The 25424-nt window shown below is 60.8% G+C and carries 15 protein-coding genes; 10 read left to right on the top strand and 5 right to left on the bottom strand.

The window, feature by feature from the left end; genetic code table 11:
- Position 1 precedes the first annotated feature (1 nt).
- From BCV67_RS18470 to BCV67_RS19810, 7 genes are all read left to right on the top strand, one after another.
- Positions 2–925 (top strand): hypothetical protein, encoded by a 924-nt coding sequence (locus BCV67_RS18470; protein WP_062167686.1) that lies wholly within the window; start codon positions 2–4, stop codon positions 923–925.
- Positions 918–2645: a single-stranded-DNA-specific exonuclease RecJ gene (recJ, locus tag BCV67_RS18475; RefSeq protein ID WP_062167684.1), complete on the top strand. Its 1728-nt coding sequence runs from the start codon at positions 918–920 to the stop codon at positions 2643–2645. Before BCV67_RS18470 ends, recJ begins: the two co-directional genes overlap by 8 nt.
- 714 nt (positions 2646–3359) lie before the next feature.
- Complete coding sequence (locus tag BCV67_RS18480) at positions 3360–5606, top strand: type VI secretion system Vgr family protein (RefSeq protein ID WP_062171566.1); 2247 nt, start codon at positions 3360–3362, stop codon at positions 5604–5606.
- A gap of 18 nt (positions 5607–5624) precedes the next feature.
- Positions 5625–7244 (top strand): hypothetical protein, encoded by a 1620-nt coding sequence (locus BCV67_RS18485; protein ID WP_062167683.1) that lies wholly within the window; start codon positions 5625–5627, stop codon positions 7242–7244.
- A 146-nt stretch (positions 7245–7390) separates the two neighbouring features.
- The gene (locus BCV67_RS18490) at positions 7391–11881 is read left to right on the top strand and encodes an RHS repeat-associated core domain-containing protein (protein WP_172837763.1); all 4491 of its coding nucleotides are present in this window, start codon (positions 7391–7393) and stop codon (positions 11879–11881) included.
- Between the two features lies 1 nt (position 11882).
- Complete coding sequence (locus BCV67_RS18495) at positions 11883–12548, top strand: hypothetical protein (protein WP_062167682.1); 666 nt, start codon at positions 11883–11885, stop codon at positions 12546–12548.
- 248 nt (positions 12549–12796) lie between these two features.
- Positions 12797–13904, top strand: a protein-coding gene (locus tag BCV67_RS19810) for an IS3 family transposase (protein WP_156455811.1) whose coding sequence is annotated in 2 segments (ribosomal slippage) — positions 12797–13053 and positions 13052–13904 — 1110 coding nt in all. Because the reading frame shifts where the segments join, the coding sequence is not laid out codon by codon here.
- A 301-nt stretch (positions 13905–14205) separates the two neighbouring features.
- Here BCV67_RS19810 and BCV67_RS18510 read toward each other — a convergent pair.
- The 5 genes from BCV67_RS18510 to tssJ all read right to left on the bottom strand — a co-directional run bounded on the left by BCV67_RS18510 (position 14206) and on the right by tssJ (position 22416).
- Entirely contained in the window at positions 14206–14850 is a 645-nt protein-coding gene (locus tag BCV67_RS18510; RefSeq protein WP_156455810.1) for a hypothetical protein, read from the bottom strand.
- Complete coding sequence (tssI, locus tag BCV67_RS19815) at positions 14847–19436, bottom strand: type VI secretion system tip protein TssI/VgrG (protein ID WP_082746549.1); 4590 nt, start codon at positions 19434–19436, stop codon at positions 14847–14849. The genes BCV67_RS18510 and tssI overlap by 4 nt, the downstream gene beginning before the upstream one ends.
- A gap of 10 nt (positions 19437–19446) precedes the next feature.
- Positions 19447–20238, bottom strand: coding sequence for a type IVB secretion system protein IcmH/DotU (icmH, locus tag BCV67_RS20595; protein WP_062167678.1), 792 nt, complete (start codon positions 20236–20238; stop codon positions 19447–19449).
- Positions 20238–21572, bottom strand: a complete 1335-nt coding sequence (gene tssK, locus BCV67_RS18525) for a type VI secretion system baseplate subunit TssK (RefSeq protein ID WP_062167677.1) — start codon at positions 21570–21572, stop codon at positions 20238–20240. The genes icmH and tssK overlap by 1 nt, the downstream gene beginning before the upstream one ends.
- Before the next feature lie 220 nt (positions 21573–21792).
- Positions 21793–22416 (bottom strand): type VI secretion system lipoprotein TssJ, encoded by a 624-nt coding sequence (tssJ, locus tag BCV67_RS18530; RefSeq protein WP_428999487.1) that lies wholly within the window; start codon positions 22414–22416, stop codon positions 21793–21795.
- Positions 22417–22551: 135 nt separating this feature from the next.
- Between tssJ and BCV67_RS18535 the strand changes: the two genes are divergently transcribed.
- From BCV67_RS18535 to tssC, 3 genes are read left to right on the top strand one after another with little or no spacing between them, the layout of a single operon-like run.
- Positions 22552–23274, top strand: a complete 723-nt coding sequence (locus BCV67_RS18535; protein ID WP_231732474.1) for a hypothetical protein — start codon at positions 22552–22554, stop codon at positions 23272–23274.
- Positions 23275–23306: 32 nt separating this feature from the next.
- Complete coding sequence (tssB, locus tag BCV67_RS18540; RefSeq protein ID WP_057628618.1) at positions 23307–23807, top strand: type VI secretion system contractile sheath small subunit; 501 nt, start codon at positions 23307–23309, stop codon at positions 23805–23807.
- A 3-nt stretch (positions 23808–23810) separates the two neighbouring features.
- Positions 23811–25301 (top strand): type VI secretion system contractile sheath large subunit, encoded by a 1491-nt coding sequence (gene tssC, locus BCV67_RS18545; protein ID WP_062167676.1) that lies wholly within the window; start codon positions 23811–23813, stop codon positions 25299–25301.
- The last annotated feature ends 123 nt before the right edge of the window (positions 25302–25424 follow it).

The following is a 25424-nucleotide window of genomic DNA, read 5'->3' on the forward strand; positions in this document are numbered from 1 at the left end:
GATGGCCAAGGCCACACTGCTGCTGCCCGCGCGCAGCCGCTTTCCGGCAGGCGAACTGCCGGCACAGGTGGCCGCGGCCCTGGGCCGTGCCGAGCGTACGCTCGGTGTGGCCGGTGAATCGGCGCAGCTGCGCCGTCACTTCAGCGTGCAGCCGGCCGACTGGTCGGCGGCTGCCTTGACCCGCCAGACCGATGCCGGCGATGCCGCCGGCGGCTTCTGGCTGCGCGCCGATCCGGCCAATATCGCACCGGACATGCAGGGCGCGCGGCTGATGGCTGCAGCGGAAACCCTGCGCCTGGAACAGGCTGACGTTGATGCCTTGCTGCCGGCATTGCAGCCACTGTTTGCTGGCTTCGGCTACCAGCTCGATGCACCCACGCCGGCGCGCTGGTACCTGCGCCTGCCTGATGACACCCCGTTGCCAACGTTTGCCGAGCCCGATGCGGTGCTGGGCGACGATCTGTTCGCGCATCTGCCCGATGGTGAGAACGGGCGCCAATGGCGCAGCCTGTTGACCGAGGCGCAGGTGGTGTTGCACCAGCATCCATGGAACGAGCAGCGTGTGGCGCAAGGCCAACGTGCAGTGAATTCCCTGTGGTTCTGGGGAGCGGGCAGCCTGCCGCAATCGGTGCATACCGCACATGCGCAGGTGCGTAGCCGTGATGCCCTGGTACAGGGCTTGGCCGCACTGGCTGGTGTGCGGCTGGGCGGCGAGCAGAGCGTGGACGCGTTGGTTGACCTGCGCCAGCTGCGCTCGTTGCAGCAACTGGCCAACGATGCCATCACGCCATTGCTTGATGCCCTGGCGCGTGGCGAACTCAGCGAACTGCAGCTCGATTTCGAGGATGGCACCGGCTACCGCCTCAGCCGCGGGCAGCGTTGGTGCTTCTGGAAAAAACCGATAGTGACGCTGGCGGATGAGTGAGAATTTGAGGGTCGTTCGCCGTGACGCCGTTGCTAGCGATGGTTGGGGCGATGAAACCCTGCCACTGTTGCGCCGCATCTATGCCGCACGCGGCGCAACCACGCCCGAACAGGCACAGCCGCGTCTGGCGCAGTTGCATGCGCCGGAGTTGTTGGGTGGCATGCAGACTGCAGTTGCGTTGTTGGCCGACGCGATCGCCAACGACAAACGCATCCTGATCGTCGGCGATTTCGATTGTGACGGTGCCACCGCGTGTGCGGTAGGGGTGCGCGGCCTGCGCATGCTGGGCGCACGCGACGTGGTACATGCGGTGCCGAACAGGATGGTGCACGGTTACGGCCTGTCGCCATCGCTGGTGGAAGAGTTGGCGGTGTTGAAGCCGGATCTGCTGGTGACGGTGGATCACGGCATTGCCTGCCTTGCGGGCGTGCGCGCCGCCAAGGCATTGGGCTGGCAGGTACTGGTTACCGACCATCACCTGCCGGGCGAACAGCTGCCGCCGGCCGATGCGATTGTTGATCCGAATGTGGACGGCGATGCATTCCCGAGCAAGGCGCTGGCGGGCGTAGGCGTCATTTTCTATGTGTTGATGGCGCTGCGCCGGCATCTGCGCGAGCAGGGGGTATTCGGCACCCAGCCGGAGCCCGATCTGCTGAGCTTGCTGGACCTGGTGGCGGTAGGCACCGTGGCCGATCTGGTTGCACTGGACGACAACAACCGCGCCCTGGTATCCGCCGGTTTGCGCCGCCTGCGCGCGGGCAAGGCCAGTGTCGGTTTGCAGGCCCTGATCGAGGTGAGCGGTCGCGATGTGCGCAGGCTCAGCGCCAGTGACATCGGCTATGCGGTCGCGCCGCGGCTCAACGCTGCCGGTCGCCTGCAAGACATGGCGTTGGGTATCGAGCTGCTGCTCACGGAAGACCCGGCACACGCACGGCATATCGCCACCTTGCTGGAGGAGATCAACGCCGAGCGCCGCGCCGTACAGCAGATCATGACCGACGACGCCGAGAAGGCCGTCGCGCGTGCTTTGCTGGATGACGATATGCAGCGGCCGGTGGCGGCTTGCCTGTTCGACGCCGAATGGCATCCGGGTGTGGTTGGCCTGGTGGCGTCGAAAATGAAGGACCGCCTGCATCGGCCGGTGATTGCATTTGCGCCAGCTGAGCCGGGTGGCGATGCATTGCGGGGGTCGGCGCGCTCGATCAGTGGTTTCCATATCCGTGATGCATTGGCGGCGATCAATGCCAATCATCCCGGGCTGATGGAAAAGTTTGGCGGCCATGCGATGGCCGCAGGGCTCAGCCTGCCGCTGGCGAATCTGGATGCGTTCAAGCAGGTGTTCGCGCAGCAGGTACAACGCAGCCTGGACCCGGCCTTGCTGCAGCAGCAGCTGCTCAGCGATGGCGAGTTGTCGCCCGCCGAGCTGGACTTCCAGCACGCCGAAGCACTGCGTTTGGCCGGCCCCTGGGGGCAGGGCTTCGCCGAGCCGCTGTTTGACGGTGAGTTCGAGGTGCTTGAGTGGCGCGTACTCAAGGAGCGCCATCTGAAGCTGGTGCTGCGCCAGCAGGGCAGTACCGCGCGAATCAACGCGATCCATTTCAGCGGCTGGACCGGCGCGGCACCGGCGCAACATGTGCAGGTTGCTTACCGCCTGGTGAGTGATGACTACCGCGGCGGCAAGGCCATCCAGCTGATCGTCGAGCACTGCGCCTCCGTTTGACCTGGAGAGCAGCGGCTGCACGCATCACCTGTAGTGCCGAGCCATGCTCGGCGGGGGCCTCACCGCAGATCCATCATCACGTTCTGGATTCGTGCTCCCGGGTGCGCGCTGGGCTTACCCGGGCTACAGTCCTGCACGCACCGCCTGTAGTGCCGAGCCATGCTCGGCAAGGGCCTCACCGCAGATCCATCATCACGTTCTGGATTCGTGCTCCCGGGTGCGCTGGGCTTACCCGGGCTACAGTAGAGCCGCCTTCTACAGGTGCGCCTTCAGCCCGCAGCCCGGGTAAGCAAAGCGCACCCGGGGCCATTAGCGGGTAACCCGAAAGAACTCCGGATTCCTGCTCCCGGGTGCGCTGCGCTTACCCGGGCTACATTAGAGCCACCTTCTACAGGTGCGTTTTCAGTAGCGCGAGACTGACTTCGCCAGCTGGATTCACCCGCAGCTTTGTGTGATCTACATCGCTAAAGACGGGTTTCGAATGTCCAGACAACAATCACGGATTGGAAGGCAGCGACACACAGGGTTTGCGCAGTTCACAACATGTGCACGCCGTGATTGCGTTAGGGCCACGTGATGAAGCTCGCCCTCGACTAATACTTTCCTACGAATTCAGCCTTTGATCCCCCGATACGGGTGTCAGAAAACTGGCGCGTTTCATAAAGCAATGGCACAGTCGGGTTCTCGATACTGCATGGGACGATGGAACGCCCGATGTTCGCCGAATCACTTTCAGCAGCAGGCGGCTTGCAACGCCTGCATCAAGATCGCCGCCTGGTCCGTATTGAAACTGCGCTTGCCCCGGAAACATTCCTGGTCAAACGTTTCAACGGCAACGAAGCGGTTTCCGCGCCATTCCTCTATCACATCGAGTTGTTGTCGACCCAGTCACGGCTGGAGTTGAAGCAACTGGTTGGTCAGCCGCTGCGCTTGTTGCTCGGCGATGAGTTCGGTGGGCGCAGCGTGCATGGCTATGTGCGCGAGTTCGCCAGCACCGGGCAACAGGCGCAGTTCAACAGCTATCGGGCCGAAGTGGCGCCCTGGTTTGCCTTCCTCGATTACACCAGCAATTGCCGCATCTTCCAGGACAAGAACGTTCTGGAAATCATCGAGGAGGTCTTTGCCGGCTACGAGCAGTTGGCGCGCTACCGCTACGATCTCAATACCGGCAAGCTGCAGCCGCTGTCGTACTGCGTGCAGTACAACGAATCGGATTTCGCCTTCGTCAGCCGCCTGCTGGAAGACGCGGGCCTGTATTACAGCTTCGTCCATGACGACGATGGGCATACGCTGGTCATCAGCGATGACTCCACGCTCAGCGTGGTGCACGGTGAGCCGGGCGCAGTTGCCTATGTCTCCGATCAGGGCACCTTGGCACGTACCGGCCTGCACCGTTGGGGCGCACGACGCAGGGTAGGGCCCAGCGCGCAGACATTGCGCAGCTTCGACTTCAAGCAGCCCAAGCAGCAGCTCGATGGCAACCAGGGCAATCAGGTGCCGATGGGCCTGTTGCCGCCATTGGAACAGTACCGCTACGACGGCGCAGCGCGTTTCGCCAACAGCCGTGTCGGCGAGGCCTTGGCGGCGGTGCGTAATGAGGAAGTCAGCTGGCCGACCAAGTTGTTTGAATGCGCCGGCAACGCCGGCGAGCTGCAGGCCGGCGCCTGTTTCAGCCTGGAGCGGCACCCGGATTTCATCGGCCGAGACGAGGTAGACCGCGAGTTCTTCGTGGTGTCGATGCAGCGCGAAGGACACAATAACTTCGCCAGCGATTTCTCCAGCGCCGAGTCGCCCAGCGTGGAGATGCAGGCGCAGGTATTACGGCGGCGCATTCCGTTCCGCCCATTGCGGCAGACTCCTTGGCCGCGCATGCCGGGGCCGCAGACGGCTACCGTGGTTGGTCCGCCAGGTGAAGAACTGCACGCCGATGCCTATGGCCGGGTGAAGGTGCAGTTCCACTGGGACCGCAAGCTGGATCGGCGCGAAAACGCCTCGTGCTGGATCCGCAGCGCCAGCCCCTGGGCAGGTGCCGACATGGGTGGCGTGTCGCCGCCGCGTATCGGCCAGGAGGTGATCGTCGATTTCCTCGATGGTGACCCGGACCGGCCGATCATCACCGGCCGCGTCTACAACGAACAGAACATGCCGCCCTTCGGCATGGAAGTCAGCGGCCTGAAATCGAAGACGGTGAAGGGCGCGGGTTGGAACGAAGTGACCATGCACGACGGCGCCGGCGGCGAGCTGCTGAACATGCGCGCGCAGCGCGACATGGTCACCACTGTGCTCAATGACCAGACTGCGAGCATCCTCAACAACAAAACCACAAGTGTGACGGTTGACCACGGCATGACCGTGGGCGGCAACCAGACCATCGGCATCACCGGCAACCGTGGGATCACCGTCACTGGCACCGATACCTCTACCGTGACCGGGACGCGCACAACCGATGTCACCGGCGCCGTTGCCGAGACGTATCACACCGGTCAGACCAAGACCATTCTTGCTGCCGGTTATACCGAAACCATCACCGGCCCGTTCACTACCACGTTGACCGGCAACTACATCAGCCAGCGCACCGGTACGTGGAAGCAGACCATCACCTCGACTTCGACGGAGCAGGTGCAGGGGAAGGTGACCGAGGAATATCTTGCCGGGCGCGAGACCACCATCACCGGCCTGGACAAGCGCGGCGTGACTGGCGCGGTCGAGGATGCCAACAAGGGTTCACGCACGATCGGCGTGGAGGGGGCGTTCGAGCAGGGCGTTACTGAAACCCACTCGCAGTTCTCCACTGGCGAGATGACCCTGGCGTCTGCGGCGAAATTGATTGCAGCTGTGGGGGAATCCTCGGCCATCGAAATCACTGCAGGCGAAATCAAGATCAGCGCCGGCGGTTCGGAAGTGGTGATCAACGCCAGCGGAGTCTCGGTCAACGGCAGCGAGATCAAACTCAACTGCTAAGCAGAACGGAGATTCAGCATGCAGGACACCCCCATGTTGCGCGGCCTCGCTACCTTGCGCGAGGCTTGGCTGCAGGCAAGTTCCGATCCCTCCCGGCGACTGCTGATATGGCGCTTGCCGGCAAATGCCAGTCGTCTGTTGGCGGCCTTCTTCGAGATGCAGCGGCATGATGAAGGCCGTGATACGCCGGATTACTTCCTGCGTATCGATACTCGCTACGAGCTCGGCTTCCGCTACAGCCGGCAGATCAAGCAGGATCTGCTGGAGCGTTACCTCGGCAGCCAGGATGAACTGCGCGAGCAGGGCGTGACGCTGGGCTGGCGTGGACCCAACGAAACCCATCCGGATTCCGCCGCAGGTGTGATCGAGGTGCTGGAGAGCTTCGCCGAACATCACGGCGCGCATCTGCGCTTGATGGCGGCGGTGCTGGAGCCCGAGCGCTATGTGCCCGGCGATGGCTTTGAGCGTTGGGTCTCGGCCGCATTGAATGCTGGCCCGAACGCGAACTTGCGCTTGGTATTGGTAGACACCCAGGAAGATCCACGCTGGCAGCCCTTGTTGGAAAAACATGCAGGCGTGGCCGCGTTGATTGGCGCAGACGTCGACATGTTCGGCATTGCGCGTGACACCGCAGCGCAATCCTCGGGGCGCGGACCAGAAGTGTTGTACCGGCAGCTGCTTGCCGACCTGATGTTGCTGATCGAGCGTGGCAGCCCTGCGCAGGTGGTAACACGTGCCGAACGTGCGCAGGCCCTTGCCACACGCAATGGTTGGCACGACCAGCAGTCGGTGGTGCAGATGATGGTGGCCGGTGCCTGGCTCAAGCACGGTGACCACGCGCAGGCCATCACCGCCTACCGCGGCGCACGCACCGCAGCGGAGAGCGCAAGGCTGGGCGGAAACGCCGCCGGCGCGGATCTGGTCATGCAGAGTTGGTTTGGCGAAGCGGGCTGCTGGTTGACCGCCAAACAGCCAGAGCGCGCCGCACAGACCTATCTGCAGGCATCGGCTTCGGCGGCGAGCATTCCGCATCCCATGTTCCAACTGGAAGGGCAGCGCATGGCCGGCTGGTGCCAGCTGCAGGCCGGCAACCGGGAAGTGGCACGCACGCAGTTGCTGGAAGCCATTCGCATTGCCAAGCCCTTGTCGCCGGCGGACCGCAAAACCACAACGCTGCCGCAGGCGCTGTGGGATCTGTTGCTTTTGCAGGACGCACGTCGTTGCCAGAAGTTGCTGGACGTCGCAGCGGAGTATGTGCAAGCCAGCACGCGTGTATTCGGTGATGCTGAGAGCAGTGCCATGGCACTGGGGCCGCGGCCTGCACGATCGGCGCTCGATGCCATCGAGCGGCAGTTGGATACCGCGCTGGAGCAGGGCTTCCATCGCGCGCAGCAGGAGCGCGAGCGGCTGATCCAGGCCGGCGACGAATTCTTCCGCAAGATCGTCGCCGTGGGCCGCGATTTTCTCGATCCGGCCTGGAACGGTATTCCTGCCATTGAACATCCATTGGATCACGAGATTCCGGTATGGAGCGAGCCGCCCGCAATGCAACCCCTTCCGGATCCCTCCGAACTGCTGCAGGCAGCAAGCGTAGCGCGTACTACATCCTCAACAACGGCAGGAGCGGCACTGGCATGACGCCGAGCAGGAAAACAGCGGTGATGGCTGTGGCCATCGTGATTGGAATCATCGTGGTGGCGTGGATCAGTGCCGACTATCGCGATGAGGTCAAAGCCTTTCTGCGTGCGCTGTTGCGCGCCATCTAAGCAACAAGGAGTGTTGCCATGAGCATCGCTGCCAAACATCTTGATCCGCAGTTGGGTATCGATATCCATATGTATGCGGTGCCGCCCAGCCCGCTGCCCACGCCGCATATCGGGCTGGTGCTGGATCCATTCGACTACATTCCGTTCATCGGTTCGACCATCAAGGTCAACGGTGTGCATCGCGCCACCGCCGGTACCGGCGGCCTGGATGTGCATATTCCCTTGGGCGTGTGGGCGCCGCCGCTGGCCGCGCCGATGGGCCCACAGTTCGACGGCGAAGAAATCTTCATGGGCAGCCGCACGGTATCGGCCGATGGCGAGCCGTTCTCGCGCTTGGCCATGCCGGTGCTGGATTGCAACCTGGCCGGCATGATCAACCCGTTCCGGGTGAAGAAACCCAAGAAGCCGTTGCGGGCAATGTCGCTGCCGACCGGCCTGAATGTCGCCATTCCGAGCAGCGTGACGGTGGGCGGCCCTCCGACGATTTCGTGGACGGCGATGGCGTTCCGTGCAGCCTTTGCCGGACTTGGAAAACTGCGCAAGAGCAAGTTCTTCCAAGGCAAGATGGATGCCTTCAAGGTGTGGCGGCAAGGCAAGTGGGGGCATCTGCCCTCGGGGACACTGAAGTGCAAGATCCTGCGCGCAGAGCCGGTGGATACCCGTGACGGCAGCGTGGTGGTCAGCCACCAGGACTTCGAAATTCCCGGTCGCCTGCCGTTTGTCTGGCAACGCAGTTACAGCTCCGCTCAAGCCGAGCGCGGCGGCGCCTGTGGCATGGGCTGGCAGACGCCTGCCGACATCATGCTGGAAGTGTTGGCCGATGGTTCGGTATGGATGTCCGGGCCGGGGCAGGTCGCCTTCTTCCCCGAGCTGCCGCCGGTTGACGGTGAAGCCGCCGCGATACTGGATTTCGTCGATGGTGCACGCTTGCTGCGCCAGCGCGGGCAATTGCAGGTGCGTTTCAAGGGCGGGTTGGAGTATGTGTTCGGCAGCGATCTGCCGGCAGGGATTGCCCCGTTGCCGGCACATGGCAGCCTGGCCCTGCAGCGCATCGAAGATGCCAGTGGTAATTACTGGCGCTTCGAGCGTAACGACGGCCACCTGGTTCGTATTGTTGAAAGCGGTGTCGATGGTCTGCACGGGCGCTTCATCGATGTGGATGCGCGGCACGGCCGTATAGAGCGCATGGCCCTGCACGACCCAGCTACCGGGCTTGTGCACCCCTTGGTGAGCTACCGCTACAGCAATGAAGGCGATCTGGCCGCTGCGGTTGACCCGCTAGGTGCCGCGCGCACGTTTTCCTATGCGCAGCACCGATTGGTGCAGCATACGGACCGGGTTGGCCTGTCGTTCTATTACACCTTTGATGCGCAGGGGCGGGTAGTGCACTCCTGGGGCGACGGAGGCCTGTACGACTACCACTTCGAGTACGACACGCTGCTGCGCGAGACCCGCGTGACCGATTCGCTGGGCCACCTGAGCGTGATCAAGTTCGACGAGAATCAGCTACCACTGTGCGAGATTGATCCGCTCGACGGCGTCACTTTCTTCGAGTACGACGACTTCGGCCGCACGGTGGCGGTAACCGACCCGGAAGGCCTGCGTACCGGGTTTGCGTATGACGCACACGGCAACCTGTGCTGCCTGACGCGGGCAGATGGCAGCAGCTTGCAGATGGAGTACGACGACCACGACAACATGGTCGCGCTGCGCTCACCGGATGGCGCCACCTGGCAGCAGGCCTACGATGGGCGTGGATTGATGGTCGTGCAGACCGACCCATTGGCGGCCACCACGCGTTATGACTATGACGCCAGCGGGCAACTGCTCGCGCAGACCAATGCGCGGCAGGCAGTCACGCAGCTGCGCTACGACCGTCACGGTCTTGTCGCAGCAGTGATCGACGCGCTCGGGCATGAGAGTCGCTACGAGCAGGATGCACTGGGCAATCTGCTGCGGCAGGTAGATCCGCTGGGCCAGGTCAGTCGCTATGAATACGACGCCAAGGGCCGCTTGCTGGCAACACTGACGCCCGATGGTACAGGCGTGCGCTGCGAGTACGACGCGGAAGATCAGCTTGTCCGCTACACCGACGAAGCCGGCGCGCAAACCCGGCTGGAATATGTCGGCATAGGCCAGATCGGACGCCGTCTGCAGGCCGATGGTCATGCGGTGGAATACCGCTATGACAGCGAAGAGCAGCTGATCGCCGTCATCAATCAGCGCGGTGAAACCTATCAGCTGGTGCGTGACCCGCTTGGTCGCATCATCGAGGAAGTCGACTATTGGGGCCAGGCACGACGCTATAGCTATGACGCAGCCGGGCGCTTGACCGCTACCATCGATCCGCTTGGCCAGAAGATAGCCTTCAACACCGACAAGATGGGGCGGATTACCCGCAAGACGCTGCCGGATCTGCGCCATCCGGGGCAGCAGCTACAGGAGTATTTCGTCTACGACAAGCTCGGTCAGTTGCTGGAAATGCGCAATCCCTCACGTACGGTAAAGCGCCGCTACGACCCAGCCGGGCAGCTGTTGGAAGAGCTGCAGGATGGCTTCCGCGTCAGCTATGGCTACGACGAGGTGGGCAACCGGGTGTCACGAGACACCTCGGCCGGTAATCATCTGGCCATCGGTTACGACCTGCGTGATCAGGCAGTGTCGATAGCGATCAACGATGAGTCGCCCATTCTGATGCAGCGCGATGCCTTGGGGCGGACCACGCAGGAGACCCTGAGCCCGCATCTGCAGCGCAACTTCAGCTATGACAGCCGCAACCTGCTGACCTCGCAATCGATCCTGAAGGACGCCGCGCCGCTGTTTGAAACCCGTTACGACTATGACCGCAGCGGCAACCTGACCCGACGCAGTGACAGCGGGCAGGGCGTGGACGAATACCGCTACGACGCCATTGGTCGGCTACTGCAGCACACCGACCCGAAGGGCAAGATAGAACGCTTCTTCAATGACCCAGCGGGCGACCGCCTGCGCACAGAGATCAAGCAGGTGCAGGCACGGAAAGTGATGGGCGGCGACAACGATGAGCTGGTCACCTGGACGCGCGAAGGTACCTATCAAGGCGTGCACTACGTCTTTGACCGGGCGGGCGACCTGATACGCAAAGGCGCACCGCACGGCGACGCTCCTGACGATCTGACCCTGATCTGGGATGCCAATCACCGCTTGGCCGAAAGCCGGCGAAATGGACAAGCCACGCACTATGGCTACGACCCGCTTGGCCGAAGAGTGTTCAAGCGCAACCCGACGCAGACGACATGGTTCTTCTGGGACGGCGATGCGTTGTTGGGTGAAGTGCAGCAGGCGAATGACGCGGAGGAGGCCGCGGCGGTATGGGTGGGGAATGTTGCGAACTTGGTTGAGGTCAAGGCGCGGCAGAAGAAGTTGGCGGCGTTGTATGAGCGCGCTCGGGAGTACTTGTACTACCCAGAGACATTTGTTCCGCTGGCATTGATCACCGGATCAGGCACTGGGAACCTTCCGTTCCCCGATGCTGGGGGGCAAAAGATAGAGGGGGAGGAGGCCGCCTGTCTTCCACTTCCTTCCGTGAGGAATAGGATCGATGAATCTTCCGCATCGGATGTTCATTCAGGTGCCACCACAAACTTAGGTGGTATATCAGGTGGCGGGAGACTTGGGGTGAGTGCTAGCTTGGCCGGAAAAGAAACAACGCTACAGCATGCCTCTGTCGAGGTGGCCCTATCGGAAGGGCGATTGCGCGAAAGGATGTGCCAAGAGGAGATTGTTCGGAACAATTCTGCCCCGCAGGGTGCGCGCTTTGGCGAGCAATGTCCTTCGGTTTACTTTGTACAGGCCGACCCGAACGGTGAGATTTTTCGCATGCTGGACCCTTTGGGAGAGTCACTCGGAGAGCCGCTTGCGGCGCTAAATTTTCTGTATCAGGGCCAGTACCTCGATACTGAGACAGGGTTTGCGTACAATGTACACCGGTATTTTGATCCGGGCTTGGCAAGTTATGTGGGCCAGGATCCGATTGGGCTATCGGGCGGATCCAATCTTTATGCATATGGCTTGAATACGTTGGGTTGGGTTGACCCGCTAGGCCTTTCAAGCACCTATCAGTTGTCGAAGAATTTGACATCTTCTGGTCGGCCCTTGCTGTCCGGTCAGACGGCCCATCATATAGTTCAGCAGAACAATCCAAGTAAATATGCGGCCCTTTCTAGGGATCTCTTGATTCGGAATGGGCTGGACGTGGAGATTGCAGAGAACGGTGCAAGGCTTTGGGGGACTGCTGGGTCTCAAGTTGCACAGAGTGGCCATCCGGGGAGGGCAGCAGCGAGGTCTGCGGGCACTTATCATGCAGGAAAGCATATTCACAGCCCTATAAATGACAAGATGATATACCGGATGCTAAGGACGGCCGAGAAGCGCGGTGGTGCTGATGCAATCAAGGCGACACTTAGCGAGCTGGGTCGTAGGCAGGAGAGTGGTAGTTGGAAGAATTCATTTAAAGCATGTAGGGGTTGAAGTGATAAAGGTTAATCAAATAAGTACGGCTGCGGAATCTGCCAAGCTCGGCGAAATCGATATGGCGGGGTATGTCTTGTCGCGACGCGGTTCCGCGAATGAATTGGATGTCGAACAATACAAGAATCTAAAGGTTCTACTGAGTTGTGAGCACGCAATCTATCCCTCCAGCGGAGTGGAAGATATCGGGTTCTGTCGAGAGCTGCTTGAAGAATTGAAGCCAAGCTACCTCGAATTCACGGTTGTGGATCCAGAAAAGATAGAGTCAAGTCGTGCCCAGTTGAATGCGTTGGCTGCATTGGATGTTCGAAAAATTGCCAATGGACTTTTTCTACTAAAAGATGACATTTCTCTGCTTGACCGAACTGCGCATATGGACGCGCTAGTGCAGTCGGGCGTGGAGATGTTCCAAGTTGAAATTGAATCCTTGGTTGATCCCGAGTCCAAAATATCTTCTAAAGGTCGCGGGAGAATTGCGGAGTTCTTTTTGCGATATCCGACGCTGATTGGAGATTCTTTTGTGGTGAGCACGAAAATCCCTGATGTGCAGCAGCGCGGATTTTATCTAAATCTCTCTCCTGCTGGTGGACGGTCGTACGATTTCTCGCAGCAGCAATACAGCCTCTCTTCGGCAGTGAGGATCATTAAAGGGCTAAGGAAGGTCTGAACAATTCGCCAAGCGTGTCGCTGGAAAGAAGTTTACTTGCCTGCACGCTTTGTAAGTTTTTTGATCGACGAAACAGTAGTTGGGCCGAAATCTTGGATGTCACCGCGTGGGGACGGAGTTGTTCAGGCCTTCCCTAGAGGGTGTGGTTAATGCTTGCAAAAGAAGCTCGCCTAAGTGTCGCCTGCCCGTAAACTTGATCCAGGCATTCTTAGAGGTCTCCGGGCAAACTAGCCCCAAGGAGACCACCGATGCGCAAGAGCAAATTTACCGAGAGTCAGATCGTTACGACGTTGAAGCAAGTTGAGGCTGGAAGGCAGGTCAAGGATGTCTGCCGTGAGCTTGGCATTTCCGATGCGACTTACTACGTCTGGAAGTCCAAGTACGACGGCATGGAAGCTTCGGACGTGCAGCGGTTGCGCGACGTTGAAGCCGAGCACGCAAAGCTCAAGCGGATGTATGCTGACCTGGCGATGGAGAATCATGCGCTGAAGGATCTGATTGCAAAAAGCTTTAGACCCGGCGCATAAGCGCCCGCTCTTGGCCTGGCTGCAGGACCGCCACGGCTGGAGCGAACGCCGGGCCTGTGCAGCGATTGGGATGTCACGGTCGACGGCACGCTACCGCCATCGACCGGATCGGGACGAAGATGTGATCGCGTTATTGGCCGAGCTCTCTGAGCGTTTTCCGGAGCGCGGCTTCGGCAAGCTGTTTCTACTGATTCGTCGCCGCGGTTTGGTTTGGACTCACAAGCGTGTCCGGCGTGTGTACTGCCTGATGAAGCTCAATCAGCGTCGGCGAGGAAAGAAGCGTCTTCCAAACCGGCACCCGATGCCGTTGGTGGCCGGCGAGCAGATCAACGGCAGTTGGTCGATCGACTTCATGTCCGACGCGCTCTGGGATGGACGACGCTTCCGGACATTCAACGTAATCGGCGATTTCAGCCGCGAGGCTTTGGCCATCGAAGTTGATCTGAATTTGCCGGCTACGCGAGTCATCCGCACTTTGGAGCGAATTGCGGCGTGGTGCGGCTATCCCGCAAAGCTCCGCCTAGACAATGGCCCCGAATTCATCGCCTTGGCGTTGGCGGAATGGGCCGAGCGCAAGAACATCGCGCTGGATTTCATCGAGCCAGGACGGCCGATGCAGAACGGCTTTATCGAACGCTTTAATGGCAGCTTCCGACGTGGCGTGCTGGATATGCACGTCTTCCGCAATCTCGGAGAAGTACGCGAACAGGCAGAGCAGTGGTTGGCCGATTACAACACCGACATACCTCACGACAGCCTCGGCGGGCTGACGCCAGCCGAATTCCGCCAGTACCACGAACCGGAAACCTCTAATTTAGCCTGGCATTGAAATACGGGGAGTCGACAAAGATGCTGGTTTGCAAGGCATGGGTTTCGAAGAAATTACGTCGTATACCAAAAGTGACTTCTGGGATTGAGGCCGTAGACGCCTGCTGCCTTTTGAATCGCTGTCCGCAGCATTGATGCACTAGAGAGGGTGAAGAAGGGGTGGGTGCAGGTGTACCTGTTTCCATGGCCAGTCGTTGGCGCCACCTTGGTAAAAGGTGTTCAGTTCCTAAGCTGCCGTCGAGCGTTTTGTCGGCATGATGAAGTGGCGACTCCCCAGCGATTTGCCAACGCCGATTGCGTGGTTATCGCTTATCTGCCAGCTGCAGTTCCAACGTGTAGATCACACTGTCTTCAATGCGGCCATCGACCGCGAAGGCGATGGATAGTTGGTCCGGTGCAAGGTCAGTCCGGTGTGTGAAACAGGTGGCGACACCTTTGGTGCAGCTGAAATCCCAGGCATCACCGCCGGCTGCGCGCAGGTCGCGTACCGTTGTACTGTTGGTGATCGGCAACCCCTGCAAGGACAGGGACTGATCGTAGGTGCGCAGGGGCTCCAGTTCGGTGCCGGGCGCAGCTACTTCAAAGCCAGCCGCTTCGTTGTCCATATGGTTGAGGACAATGGTGACGATGCTGGCGCTGGGGTTCTTGGCGTTGTCGGGGTATACACGAATGCCGAGTTTGTCCCATACCAGAACCGTGAGGCTGGGATTGGGTTGGGTGCTTCGATAGTCGGCGCCAAGCACTGTTACCCATTCGTTCATTGGCGCGCCAAGATTCAGTACCTTGCCTTGGTAGATCAGGCCCGTAGGTGTTGTCTCGAGGAATGGCTTCTCTTTGACGGCCACATCGGCGGCGGCAGCCGACGCCGACTCCGCCCGCGATGAGCTGACATCGCAGCCGATCAGCATCATCCCGAACAGCGTTGCCGCCAATAAGCACTTGTTCACTTCTTGCCGCTCCCTTTGACCTGGTTCTTCTCGCCGAAGAGATCTTCATAGAACTTGGTGATGTAATCCCAGCTGTCGGTGCCATAGCGGCCGACGCGGCGAATGCCCTCGAGTGCGTCCTTGCCATGCTCTTCGTGCAAATGTTCGATCTCGGTCGCCGACGCGGCCCTGCGGATGTTGGCGGCATGGTCCTTGGCCCAGGCCGATACATGCGGGCATTGCCAGCTGCTGTCGTAGGGATGGACCAGGTAGTCCTGGGCGATCTTCACCGGATCGCATTGCCCGTTTCCGTTCCAGCGGGCAAGCATCGCCTTGCCCACCTCGGTCACCGCTTGCTGTGCAAGTTTGGCCGCGAGCGTATGCAGCGGATGGACGTCGTGATCCTTTGCCAGCTGCGAATGGCTGGGGTCGGTTGAGCCGCTCTTGTTCGGGTCGGAATCGAACATGGTCTGGGCATCGTCGACGCTGTTGCCGATCAGCAAAAGCAATTGCTGATAGACAAGGTTGTAACTGTTCAGCACCAGACGCATCGGGGCCGAAGCGATCCAGCCCGCGCGTTCCAGATATTCGTGGCCGGGTATGCTGAGCATGCGGTCGCGCAGCTTCAGGAAGTTCTGGAAGCCGGTGTAATAGCGTTGATCGCTCTGCTCGGAAAGCAGGACGAGCATGATCTTTTCGCTGTCCGAGCGCTCACCTGGCTTGCTGGCCTTGAATTCCCAGCTTTCCACGCTGAAAAGCTTGTGGGCAATGGGCTCGGCCAAGCTGGCAATCACATCGGTAGAGCCGAACATGCCGGTCACTACCGGGTACTTGTGCTTGCAATCGGCCGCCGATGTCCACAGAAGAACATTGTTGTGCCCGATCTTGCGCAGGCTCAGCTCGCAGAAGTTGGAGTGGGCGAAATAGTCTTCCAGCACATGCAGCGCGGAGCCGAAGTGACGCATGCCGTCGGCAGTACGTCCCAGCGAAATCGCCTGCTTCAGCTCCGATGCCATGAAGGCACTGGAACTGGCGATGTAGCGCTTCATCGATGTCGCTTTGTCCACGCCAAGCAACGGGCTGTTGGCAGTGACCCAAGGTTCGAAATCCTTGTCGACCGTCTTGGGGTCTGCGGGGTCCGGCTTCAGGTTTTTAGGATTGTCGATGTGTTCGCTGGGCCGATAGACACCCAAACGAGCGGGTGTCACTTCATAGTGGGCTTTATCGCGATAGCGCAGCTCATGGAACTCGCCGCCGGCGAGAATGTCGACAATCTTGGTCAGTGCCTCGCGCGAGATGTACTTGCCCAGATCCTTGGGCATGTTCGGCGGGCGGACAATCTTTGGATCAAGCAGCTGGGAATAGTCACGCAGCCAGTTGCCGAAGTAGATGGCGGCAAGATCGCTGCGGCTGAAACCCGCCCTGCCAAGAACGGCTTCGATCGAGCGGTGCCCGAATGACTGGCCAGGGTTCTTGGCGTGGTTCTGCCCATCGCCGGCGCTGAATCCTTCGTAGCGCCCGTCCTGTGTCTTGTTGCTCTCCTGGGCAACCGGGCCTTGTTGGCGCAGTGCCGCCTGCACTTCGGCGTAATTGACTTTCAGCGGCCCGCTGAACTCCGGCGAGGTGTAGTTGGCGTAGGTTGTCTTGTGCGTGCCTTCCAGATCGAAGAAGGCAAAGCGATAAGCCATGCCCGTGCCTTCTTCCTGCGCGCTGTCGGTAGCAATGGTCGGCTTGCCGTCGGCGCCTTTTTCAGCGAGATCGTTGCGCAGGACATTATCGACGTGGTGGCCGAATTCATGTAGAAGCACGGCAAGCAGCTCACGCGAGGCTTCAATCGAGGTTGAGGCCTGGTCGGCGGCTGAAGCGTGCACGCGGATCAGGCGCTTGGCATTGTCGTAGTCGGCGGGGTAGGGCCCGCCGCTGAGTACTTCATGCTTGGGCGGCGGGAAGCTACCGTTCTTCAGCGCTTCCTGCAGCTTCATATAGGTTCGTGCTGGCACGTCGAAGCCGAACGTCGGCGCCATCATCATCACGAATTCGATCGGTGTCGATTTTTCGGCGGCGCTGCGCAACTGGTCGTAGGCGAACGTGCTTTCTATCTTGCGCGCAGGATCGGGCTTGATCTTGAACGCGGGCAGCGGCGGCAGCCTGGGCGAAGAACTGCTGCCAGCCATGAACGGGTGCTCGCCGGCCTTGACCTTGAACTCGCCCGGGCAGCTGAAAGTGATGTCGCCGCCTTCCAGGGTGATCGCACTGCTGCCTGCCTGCAGCACCACCTTGCTCTTTGCGAGCACATCAATGCGCGCGTCGGTGGCGGTGACGGTCACGGCTTGGTCGGCCAGCAGTTCCAGTTCACCGTCGTTGGCCTGCAGGCTGACCGGACCATTGGCGGCAATCAGCCGCACCGGGCCACCCTGCGCAAACAGTGAAACCTGACCGCCGGAAACCGCAGCAATGGTTTCGCCGCTGCTGGCATGCAGGTCCTGTTGTACGGTCAGTTGCAGGTTCTGCCCGGCGAACGCAATCGCGCTTGCAGGTGTGGTCCAGGCAATGTGGTTTGGTGCTTCAGCGAGCAATAGCGGCTTGGCAAAGCGCTCAACCGGCTGATCTCCAGGCGTGCGGCCATCGCTGGGCTTGAACTGGGATTGGCCGTTGACCACCGCCTGGAAGCGGCCGTCCGCGGCCGGGTCGATCTGCTGCCGCAATTGACCGGTCTGCTGCCATGCCTTGAGGCCGGGCACCTGCTGTTGCTGCAGGGTCTGTTGCATCTGCTCCAGGCTGCGCTCGGCGCCCTTGAGCTGTGCAACCACCTCGGCATTATCCATCACCGTGGAGGTGGCACGTTCCTGTGTACTGGCTGACAACAGCAGACCTTCGGCCGCGTGCACATTGCTCCAGCCCTGGGTGGCCAGTTCGAAGCCTTCGCCGCGTAGCGCGCCGCGTGCGGTGTCCTGATGCTGTATGAGATAGCCAAGCTCAAGCCGGCTATCAGCCAATGAACTGTGCAGGCGCGTGCGCAGCTGGCCAGGCGTGTCGTCGATTACCCATTGCTGGGTGCCACTGCCGTCGTGGGCCTGTGTATGCAGGCCGCTGAGCACACCCGGGTGCTTGGCGTCTTCATCGATGCCGCCACCAAACGGCGGCGCAACATTGCCGTTATAGAGCTGGCCGGTGATGCGCGGTTGATCGATATCGCCGTGCAGGAACTCCACCAGCACTTCGCTGCCAATGCGCGGCAGGAAGGCGGTTCCCCAGTTGGGGCCTGCCACCCATTCGGCAACGGATACCCAGCTGCCGCTGGTATGGTCACCCGGTGCGTGGCCGGCCTGCGCGCTGCCGGTTTCACTCAGGCCGCCCGAGTTGGGCGCGCTGCCGCGCTGCCAGGCGAACTGGACACGGACCTGATGTTCCCTGTTCGGGCTGAGCGCGGCATCGGCCACGCCAACCACGCGCGCCGTCTGCGGGCCGTGCAGGGAAGGGCGGTCATGTGGCAGGGCGCGGACGGGAACGCTGCCATCGGTGGCCAGAAACTGGTTGCGGTAGCTGCCGCGTTCCAGCTCGCTGTTGCCAAGCAGTTCGGCGATGCCACTGTCGAGATTGTTGACCGCCGCGTGGGCGACTACCAGGATCTGGAACTGGCCGCCTTCGTGTTGTGGGTGCTGGCTGAGCGTGAACCGTGTGCCTGCGGCCATGCGGCGTTCACTGCTGCTTCCGCCATGCAGCCGCTGCGCAACCTGCAGGGCGTCTAGTCGCGCCTGTGCCTCGTCCTGCGCCCAGCGGTTGTCATTGAAGCGGCCCGCGCGCGGCTGCACATACACTTCCAGTGGAACGTCACTGCCTTCCGCGCTGGCTTGTGCGGCGATGGCGTTGAGTTTTTCACTGTGCCAGCTGGCAACCGTGCTGCTGTTGGGGACAAGCTGACGCTGTTCGCCGAAGTGTGTGATGCCGTCACTGGATTCACTGGCGGCAATGCGATGGAAGCGAATGCTGCCGATGTCGGGCAGCTCGGCTTCGGGTTCAAAAACCACCAGGGTGTGCGCGCCATCGCCGTCCTGCGCCTGTTCGATGCGCCAGGCAAGGCCGCTTTCGGCCAGCAGGCGGGTCACGAACTCCCAGTCGGTCTCGCGGTATTGGGTGGTGATCTCGCGTTGCGGCAGCGCCGCTTCAACATCGAAGCGGTAGTCGGCCTGCGGGTAGTCGTCAAAGATCTGCGTGCAGATGGCGCGGACATCCAGCGCCTGGAAGATCACCGCGTTGCGGCGCAGCCTCAGCAGTGCGGTCCAGGGTTCAAGTGCAAGCTGGTAACGCGCCAGGCCGCCATCGCTGCCAAGCTGAGCAACATCGGTGCACAGCCCGTGCCATTGCCGCTGTGAGCCGTCAGCGAGCTGCAGTTGCAGCGTCAGTGGCTGTTCCAGCCAGTTGTCGGTCTGTAGATAGGCGTCGGTGCAGAGGCAGTCGATCTGCAGCCGCATGTCGCCGCACAGGGCCTCCTGGCCCTCGAAGCGCTCAACCACCAGCCCCTCATGTGGGGCCTGCAGTTTGATCAGGCGGTCGCGATGTGAAAGCGCCGCGAGTGCGACAGACAACGAGGAGCTCGGGACGTCCATATCGACAGGCTCATGGCAAGGTGATCGTGATGTGCGCAGTGCGTTCGGGCATCTGCACGACGTTGTTGTAGGCGGCCAGCTGCTGGCGGGTATCGTGGCCCATATAGGTGCGCAGGCCGATGAAGGCCAGCACGCCGAAGCAACCAACCACCGCAGCCGGCAACCACAACGGAATCACCCGGCGCAGCTGGTTGCGGATGTTGTCTGGCGGCAGCGCGTGGGGCGCGAAGCCATGTCGCTTGCCTTTCAGGTAGACGATTTCATCGCCCAGGCGCGCGGTCAGGTAGCCCAGCTTCTCGGTGCCTTCGAGGCGGTACTTGCCCTCGAATCCCATCAACAGGCAGTAGTGGTAAACCTCCAGCGACGGCAGCCGCGGTGCACCCTGACGGCGCAGCTCTTCGAGCTTGTCGAAGAAATGTTCGCCGGCCAGGTGCTCGCCGAACATGCGCAGCTGCAGCGGGTTGCGTTCCCACACTTCATGCAAGGCCGACGGCTGCGAGAGGATGGCCTCATCAACGGCTGCGCAGAAAGCGTACTTGGAGGCGTAGACATCTTCAGCGGCAATGCCAAGGCGCATCGCGTTGCGCTCGACGCTGTCGAGGAACTTCTGCACTGTCTGCACGAAACCTTCGGCATCGTTGGGCAGTTGGCCGCGCTTGAGCAGCAACAGCAGGTAGAAGCCGTCTGACATCAGATCCTGCAGGCTTTGCGGCGCTGCGGAAATCTGTGCGTTGTTGGCCATCGCTGCATTGCCGGTCAGTGACGGCATCGGGCCCGGGGTCGGAGGCAGGTGTGAGTTCATCAGGTGGTCACCGCAACGAGTTCGAGCTTGAGGTCGGCAATGCCGGAGGGGACATAGATCATCAGCGACTGCGATTTGAGCATGCGTTCATACAAAGCACCGCGTGCATCCAACTCGAAATAGTGGCTGCCGGGACGTACCGGAATGGCGGCCGGCACCTGTGCCGCGTGGGTGAGCTTCACGCCTGGCAGCGCGGAAAGCACGCATTTCTCCACGTCGTCGGGTGCGCCGATCTTGAAACGGATAGGCACCGTCTGGATCAGCTCCTGCGCAGGCATGGAGGCAGAAACGGACAGGTAGAACGAAGCTTCGCCATCGATGCGCTGCGAATCCAGCCGGCCCAGATGGTAGGACGGCTTGATCTCGTTCAAGGCGATCTTGAAGTAGCGCGTGGAGATGACGGTTTCCAGCAGCGCACGCACGATTTCCAGCAGCTTGCGGAACGAAGCTTCCGGTTGATCGTGGCGATACACCGGCAGATCGTTGAGCTGGTACGTGTTGGAGAAGGTGAGCAGGGCGCCGGCCATGCGCAGCAATTCCTGATGCAGGCGCTCGGGATGCAGCTGCGGGTGATGCAGCAGATGGGCGAGGGCGCTGAAGGAGGAATTGATGGTGTGCAGCAACCAGAACGACGCGATGTCGCCTGAGCGGAATTCGATGATGTTCTGCGAGGTCTGCCGATGCAGTCCGTACAGCGCGTCTACCTTGGCCTGCAGCGCGTCCAGTACGGCGCGCAACTCGCGATGCAGGAACGGCGATGCCTGCAACTGCGCGCAGGGCGGGATGAATTCATCGTCCAGTTCAAAGCCACCGCTGGATGTTCTGCGCACGCGTGCAACCGGCACGGAGGCGTAGGCATCCTTGGGTTGGTCATCGGTAAGCAGCTTCACCGCTTTGCTGAGATATGCCAATTCAGCTTCGGCAGCATCGGTGAACAAATCGTCCGAAACCCGGTTGGCTTGGCGATAACGCGCAAGCACGCTGCCTTCTGCGTCGGTGCAATTGCGACCGTCGTCACGCAATAGCGGTAATGCAAGATACACAACGGTTGCTTGAACCCCCGGCGGAAGGTCCTGCAGCGATACGGCATCGGGAAGACTGTCATGGACCGGGGCGTCATAGCTTTCACCGTCCGGAAAAACCGCAGACAAGTCCAGCGGGCGCAGCGTGCCACCGGCAAGCGCGTGCGGATCGAAACGCACGCGCCGCGCACCCCATGCGTAAGGATGCAGGGTCTGCGACAGATCGTGCAGGCGCGCCTCGTGATAGGCGTCTTGGCGCTGGAAGTGCTGCGGGCGCAGGAACAAGCCTTCACCCCATAAAACCTTCGACATCCTGCTTACGTAAGCCACATTTCAATCCTTGGAAATTCCGTTGGCGCGTTGCATCGAGCGTCACGCTCAAGTCACATAATCACAGCGCAGGCGTTGTTGCAGCCGATGTGAAAACTCCATTCACATCCTGGTTGCAACCGCCTCATGCGGTTTCAACGCGAAAGATACTAGCGCATGCTTGGCTGGCAATGTTGAAGTGCTCGCGAAAACCACGCGGGGTTCAACGCGCACCCGCGCAGCGCACCGACGCCAGACTGCCCGAGTCGCCGGAGATGCGGCTGCTCAGCGCGGGACTGTCGGTGGTCAATGCACAGGCGTGCACGCCAAGGGTGATGCCGTCGTTGGGAAGATTCTTGGTGCGTGCATCAAAGGCCATGCGCCAGCGGCCTTCGGCGGGCGAACGGAACAACGCCACCACGCCGATGACCGCGGTGCCATCGCTTAGTTGTTCGGACAATTCCTGGCGTACCCCCGGTGTCAGTACCACTTCGTTGACCGACAGCAGGTCCGCGCCCAACGCCGCTTGTTCACCGGCTTGGTCAAGGAAGGCATTGAAGGGAGCCTGTTCAAAACGCTGGCCGCCGCGCAGGTGATAGATCTTCAATACCGCTGCGCTCGCGCGTTTGTCGTTACCGGCATTGAGATTCGTCCCGGCGTAGATCTTGAGCGGAATTACCGGAGGTTTCTCAGGTTTTGCTTCACGCAGACCAACCGCTTGCAGTGTACTGTCCATGGCCTTGCCCAGCTTGCTGCCGGAAGCGCAGCCGCCTAATGCGAAGGTAGTAAGCAGGGAGAAAGTTGTGACTGAAACAACACGCAGAAGTTTGCTCATGTACGCATTCATTTAGTGATGGGCGCCATAGAAACAGCGGGACGAACGACAACATCCGGATGCAAGTGCAGCACGCCGATGTGAAGGAAATGTTCAGAACAAACAGGTCGCGATTTCGAAAATGACTATACCGGCGCGCATTCCCGAATGTACACTGCCGCCGCTGGGACTGGATTCCCGCAAGTTGTATCGGCGGAAATGCGGCTCCCTTTAGGAACTTATTTCGACGAAGGAATCACTATGGATGTGAAGATGTTTGGGGCGGCAGCGTGTCGTTCGATGTTGGCGGTAGCGTTGCTGGCGGGGTTGGGGGCTTGTGCATCCACACCAAAGAAAGCGGCGGAAATTCCTTTCGATGTAACCCTGGCAAACGCAGAGGCGCAGGTCTCGACTGCAGGTGCCGATGCTGCGATCAGTGCATTTGAAGTCGCGGCCAAGGCAGACCCCACACGTAAAGAACCCTGGGTGCGCATTGCCCAGTTGCAGTTCGATCAGGCCCGCTATGCGCGCGCCATTGTTGCAGCGGAAGAAGTGCTGCAGCGCGATCCCGATGACCTTGTTGCCGATGGCGTACTGACCGTCGCAGGTTTCCGTATTGCCAACGAATCGCTGCAGCGCCTGAGTGGGCGCGGCGCATTGGCATCCGAAACCGCACAACGTGAAGCGCAGACGCTGGTCACCACGCTGCGGTCCACCATGGGCGACGCGATCCTGGAGACGGGCAAGCCGAAGCCGTCGCGTGCAACACGGCCGGCGACGCGCTCGACCGCGGCCGGTCGCCGTGCTGCACAGCCTGCAGCAACCCAGCCCGCGCAGGCGCGCCCGGCACGTGACAACGGTGCCGATCCCTTCCAGAACATTGGCAACTAAGCCGGATCAACAGGACCAGTCAGGAGACACCCATGGCCAAGAAGGACAGCGTTCAAAAGCGGTTGCAGAAGATCCGGCCGCCGCGCGTGCAGCTTACTTATGACGTAGAGAAGGGCGACGCGATCGAGCAGAAAGAGCTGCCGTTTGTAGTTGGCGTAATGGGTGACTTCAGCGGCACGCCGGAGAATCCGCTGCCCAAGGTCAAGGACCGCAAGTTCGTCAACGTCGATCTGGATAATTTCGACGAAGTGATGGAAGCGGCCGGCCCGCGCGCAGTCTACCGCGTGCCCAACAAGGTCAGCGAGAGCGGTGGCGAGTTCGGCGTCGAGCTGAAGTTCAACTCGATTGAAGACTTCCGGCCGGAGTCGGTTGTGCAACAGATTGATCCGTTGCGTCGCCTGCTTGAGTCGCGCACCAAGCTGGCCGATCTTCGCAACAAGCTGGCGGGCAATGAAAAGCTCGAAGACCTGTTGACCGATGTGCTCAACAACACCGAGCAGCTGAAGAAGCTCGGCGCGGCAAAGGAGGAGTAAGCGATGGCAGCTGAAGCCACACAACTGTCCGCGCCAGCCGCGGCTACCGAAGAAGTCGACCTGCTTGATCAGATCGTCGAGAAGAGCAAGGTCGCCAAGTCGCGCACCGAGCACGAGCGTGCCAAGGACATCATCTCCGCGTTGGCGCAGGAGGTCATGGACGGCACCGTGGTGGTGTCCGACAACCTCAACCTGACCCTGGACGCGCGTATCGCCGAGATTGACCGGATCATTTCCGAGCAGCTCAGCGCGGTGATGCACGCACCGGAATTCCAGCAGCTGGAAGGCAGCTGGCGCGGCCTGCATTATCTGTGCTCGCAGACTTCCACCGGCCCGAACATGAAGATCAAGGTCTTCAATTCGCCGAAGAAGGATCTGGTCAAGGACTTCAAGTCGGCCATCGATTTCGACCAGAGCGCATTGTTCAAGAAGGTTTACGAAGAAGAGTTCGGCACCTTTGGTGGTGCACCGTTCGGCGCGCTGATCGGCGACTACTTCCTCGGCCGCCAGCCGGAGGACATGTACTTCATCGAGCAGATGTCGCATGTGGCCGCTGCTGCGCATGCGCCGTTCCTGTCCGCTGCCAGCGAAGGCATGTTCGGCCTGGAGTCGTTCACCGACCTGGGCAAGCCGCGTGACCTGGCCAAGGTGTTCGACACTGTCGAATACGCCAAGTGGAAGTCGTTCCGCGAGAGCGAGGACAGCCGCTATGTGGGCCTCACGCTGCCGCGCTTCCTCGGCCGCCTGCCGTACAACCCCAAGGACGGCACCACCGTCGAAGGCTTCAACTTCGTTGAAGAAATCGAAGCGGCTGACCACAGCAAGTTCCTGTGGTGCAACACCGCCTATGCGGCCGGTGCTCGTCTGACCCAGGCGTTCGAGAGCTATGGCTGGTGCGCGGCCATCCGCGGCGTGGAAGGCGGTGGCCTGGTCGAAGACCTGCCTACCCACACCTTCCGTACCGATGATGGCGAAGTGGCGCTGAAGTGCCCGACCGAAGTGGCTATCACCGACCGTCGTGAAAAGGAACTCAGTGACCTCGGCTTCATGCCGCTGGTGCATTGCAAGAACACCGACTATGCCGCCTTCTTTGGCGCGCAGTCGGCACAGAAGCCGAAGAAGTACAACACCGATTCGGCCAATGCCAACGCGATCCTGTCTGCGCAGTTGCAGTACATTTTCGCGGTTTCGCGTATCGCCCATTATCTGAAGGCGATGATGCGCGAGAAGATCGGCAGTTTCGCTTCGGCGGGCAACGTCGAGGAATTCCTGAACCGTTGGATCGCCCAGTACGTATTGTTGGACGACAACGCCAGCCAGGAAGCCAAGGCGCAGTTCCCGTTGCGCGAAGCGTCTGTGCAGGTTTCGGAAGTGCCGGGTAAGCCCGGTGTCTACCGCGCGGTGGCCTTTATCAGGCCGCATTTCCAGCTCGATGAGCTGTCTGTTTCGTTGCGTCTGGTTGCCGAATTGCCGGCTTCCGCGAAGAAGTCGTAACGTTTTGCTGTTGCTGTAGCGTCAGGTAGGGACCTCGGTCCCTACCTCGCGGTGGCGCACATTTCTAGAGGGCGAAGCCCCCCTCAACCGCCAAGCCCCCGCTTGGCAAACAATCTCACGGAA

Origin of the sequence: Stenotrophomonas nitritireducens (assembly GCF_001700965.1) — a bacterium.
GTDB classification, from domain to species: Bacteria; Pseudomonadota; Gammaproteobacteria; order Xanthomonadales; family Xanthomonadaceae; genus Stenotrophomonas; species Stenotrophomonas nitritireducens_A.

Excerpts from the sequence above, each read along its gene's own strand:
- BCV67_RS18470 (WP_062167686.1), top strand. The coding sequence starts at position 2 with ATGGCCAAGGCCACACTGCTGCTGCCCGCGCGCAGCCGCTTTCCGGCA.
- recJ (WP_062167684.1), top strand. The coding sequence starts at position 918 with ATGAGTGAGAATTTGAGGGTCGTTCGCCGTGACGCCGTTGCTAGCGAT.
- BCV67_RS18480 (WP_062171566.1), top strand. The coding sequence starts at position 3,360 with ATGTTCGCCGAATCACTTTCAGCAGCAGGCGGCTTGCAACGCCTGCAT.
- BCV67_RS18485 (WP_062167683.1), top strand. The coding sequence starts at position 5,625 with ATGCAGGACACCCCCATGTTGCGCGGCCTCGCTACCTTGCGCGAGGCT.
- BCV67_RS18490 (WP_172837763.1), top strand. The coding sequence starts at position 7,391 with ATGAGCATCGCTGCCAAACATCTTGATCCGCAGTTGGGTATCGATATC.
- tssI (WP_082746549.1), bottom strand. The coding sequence starts at position 19,436 with ATGGACGTCCCGAGCTCCTCGTTGTCTGTCGCACTCGCGGCGCTTTCA.
- icmH (WP_062167678.1), bottom strand. The coding sequence starts at position 20,238 with ATGAACTCACACCTGCCTCCGACCCCGGGCCCGATGCCGTCACTGACC.
- tssK (WP_062167677.1), bottom strand. The coding sequence starts at position 21,572 with ATGTCGAAGGTTTTATGGGGTGAAGGCTTGTTCCTGCGCCCGCAGCAC.
- tssJ (WP_428999487.1), bottom strand. The coding sequence starts at position 22,416 with ATGAATGCGTACATGAGCAAACTTCTGCGTGTTGTTTCAGTCACAACT.
- BCV67_RS18535 (WP_231732474.1), top strand. The coding sequence starts at position 22,552 with ATGTACACTGCCGCCGCTGGGACTGGATTCCCGCAAGTTGTATCGGCG.
- tssB (WP_057628618.1), top strand. The coding sequence starts at position 23,307 with ATGGCCAAGAAGGACAGCGTTCAAAAGCGGTTGCAGAAGATCCGGCCG.
- tssC (WP_062167676.1), top strand. The coding sequence starts at position 23,811 with ATGGCAGCTGAAGCCACACAACTGTCCGCGCCAGCCGCGGCTACCGAA.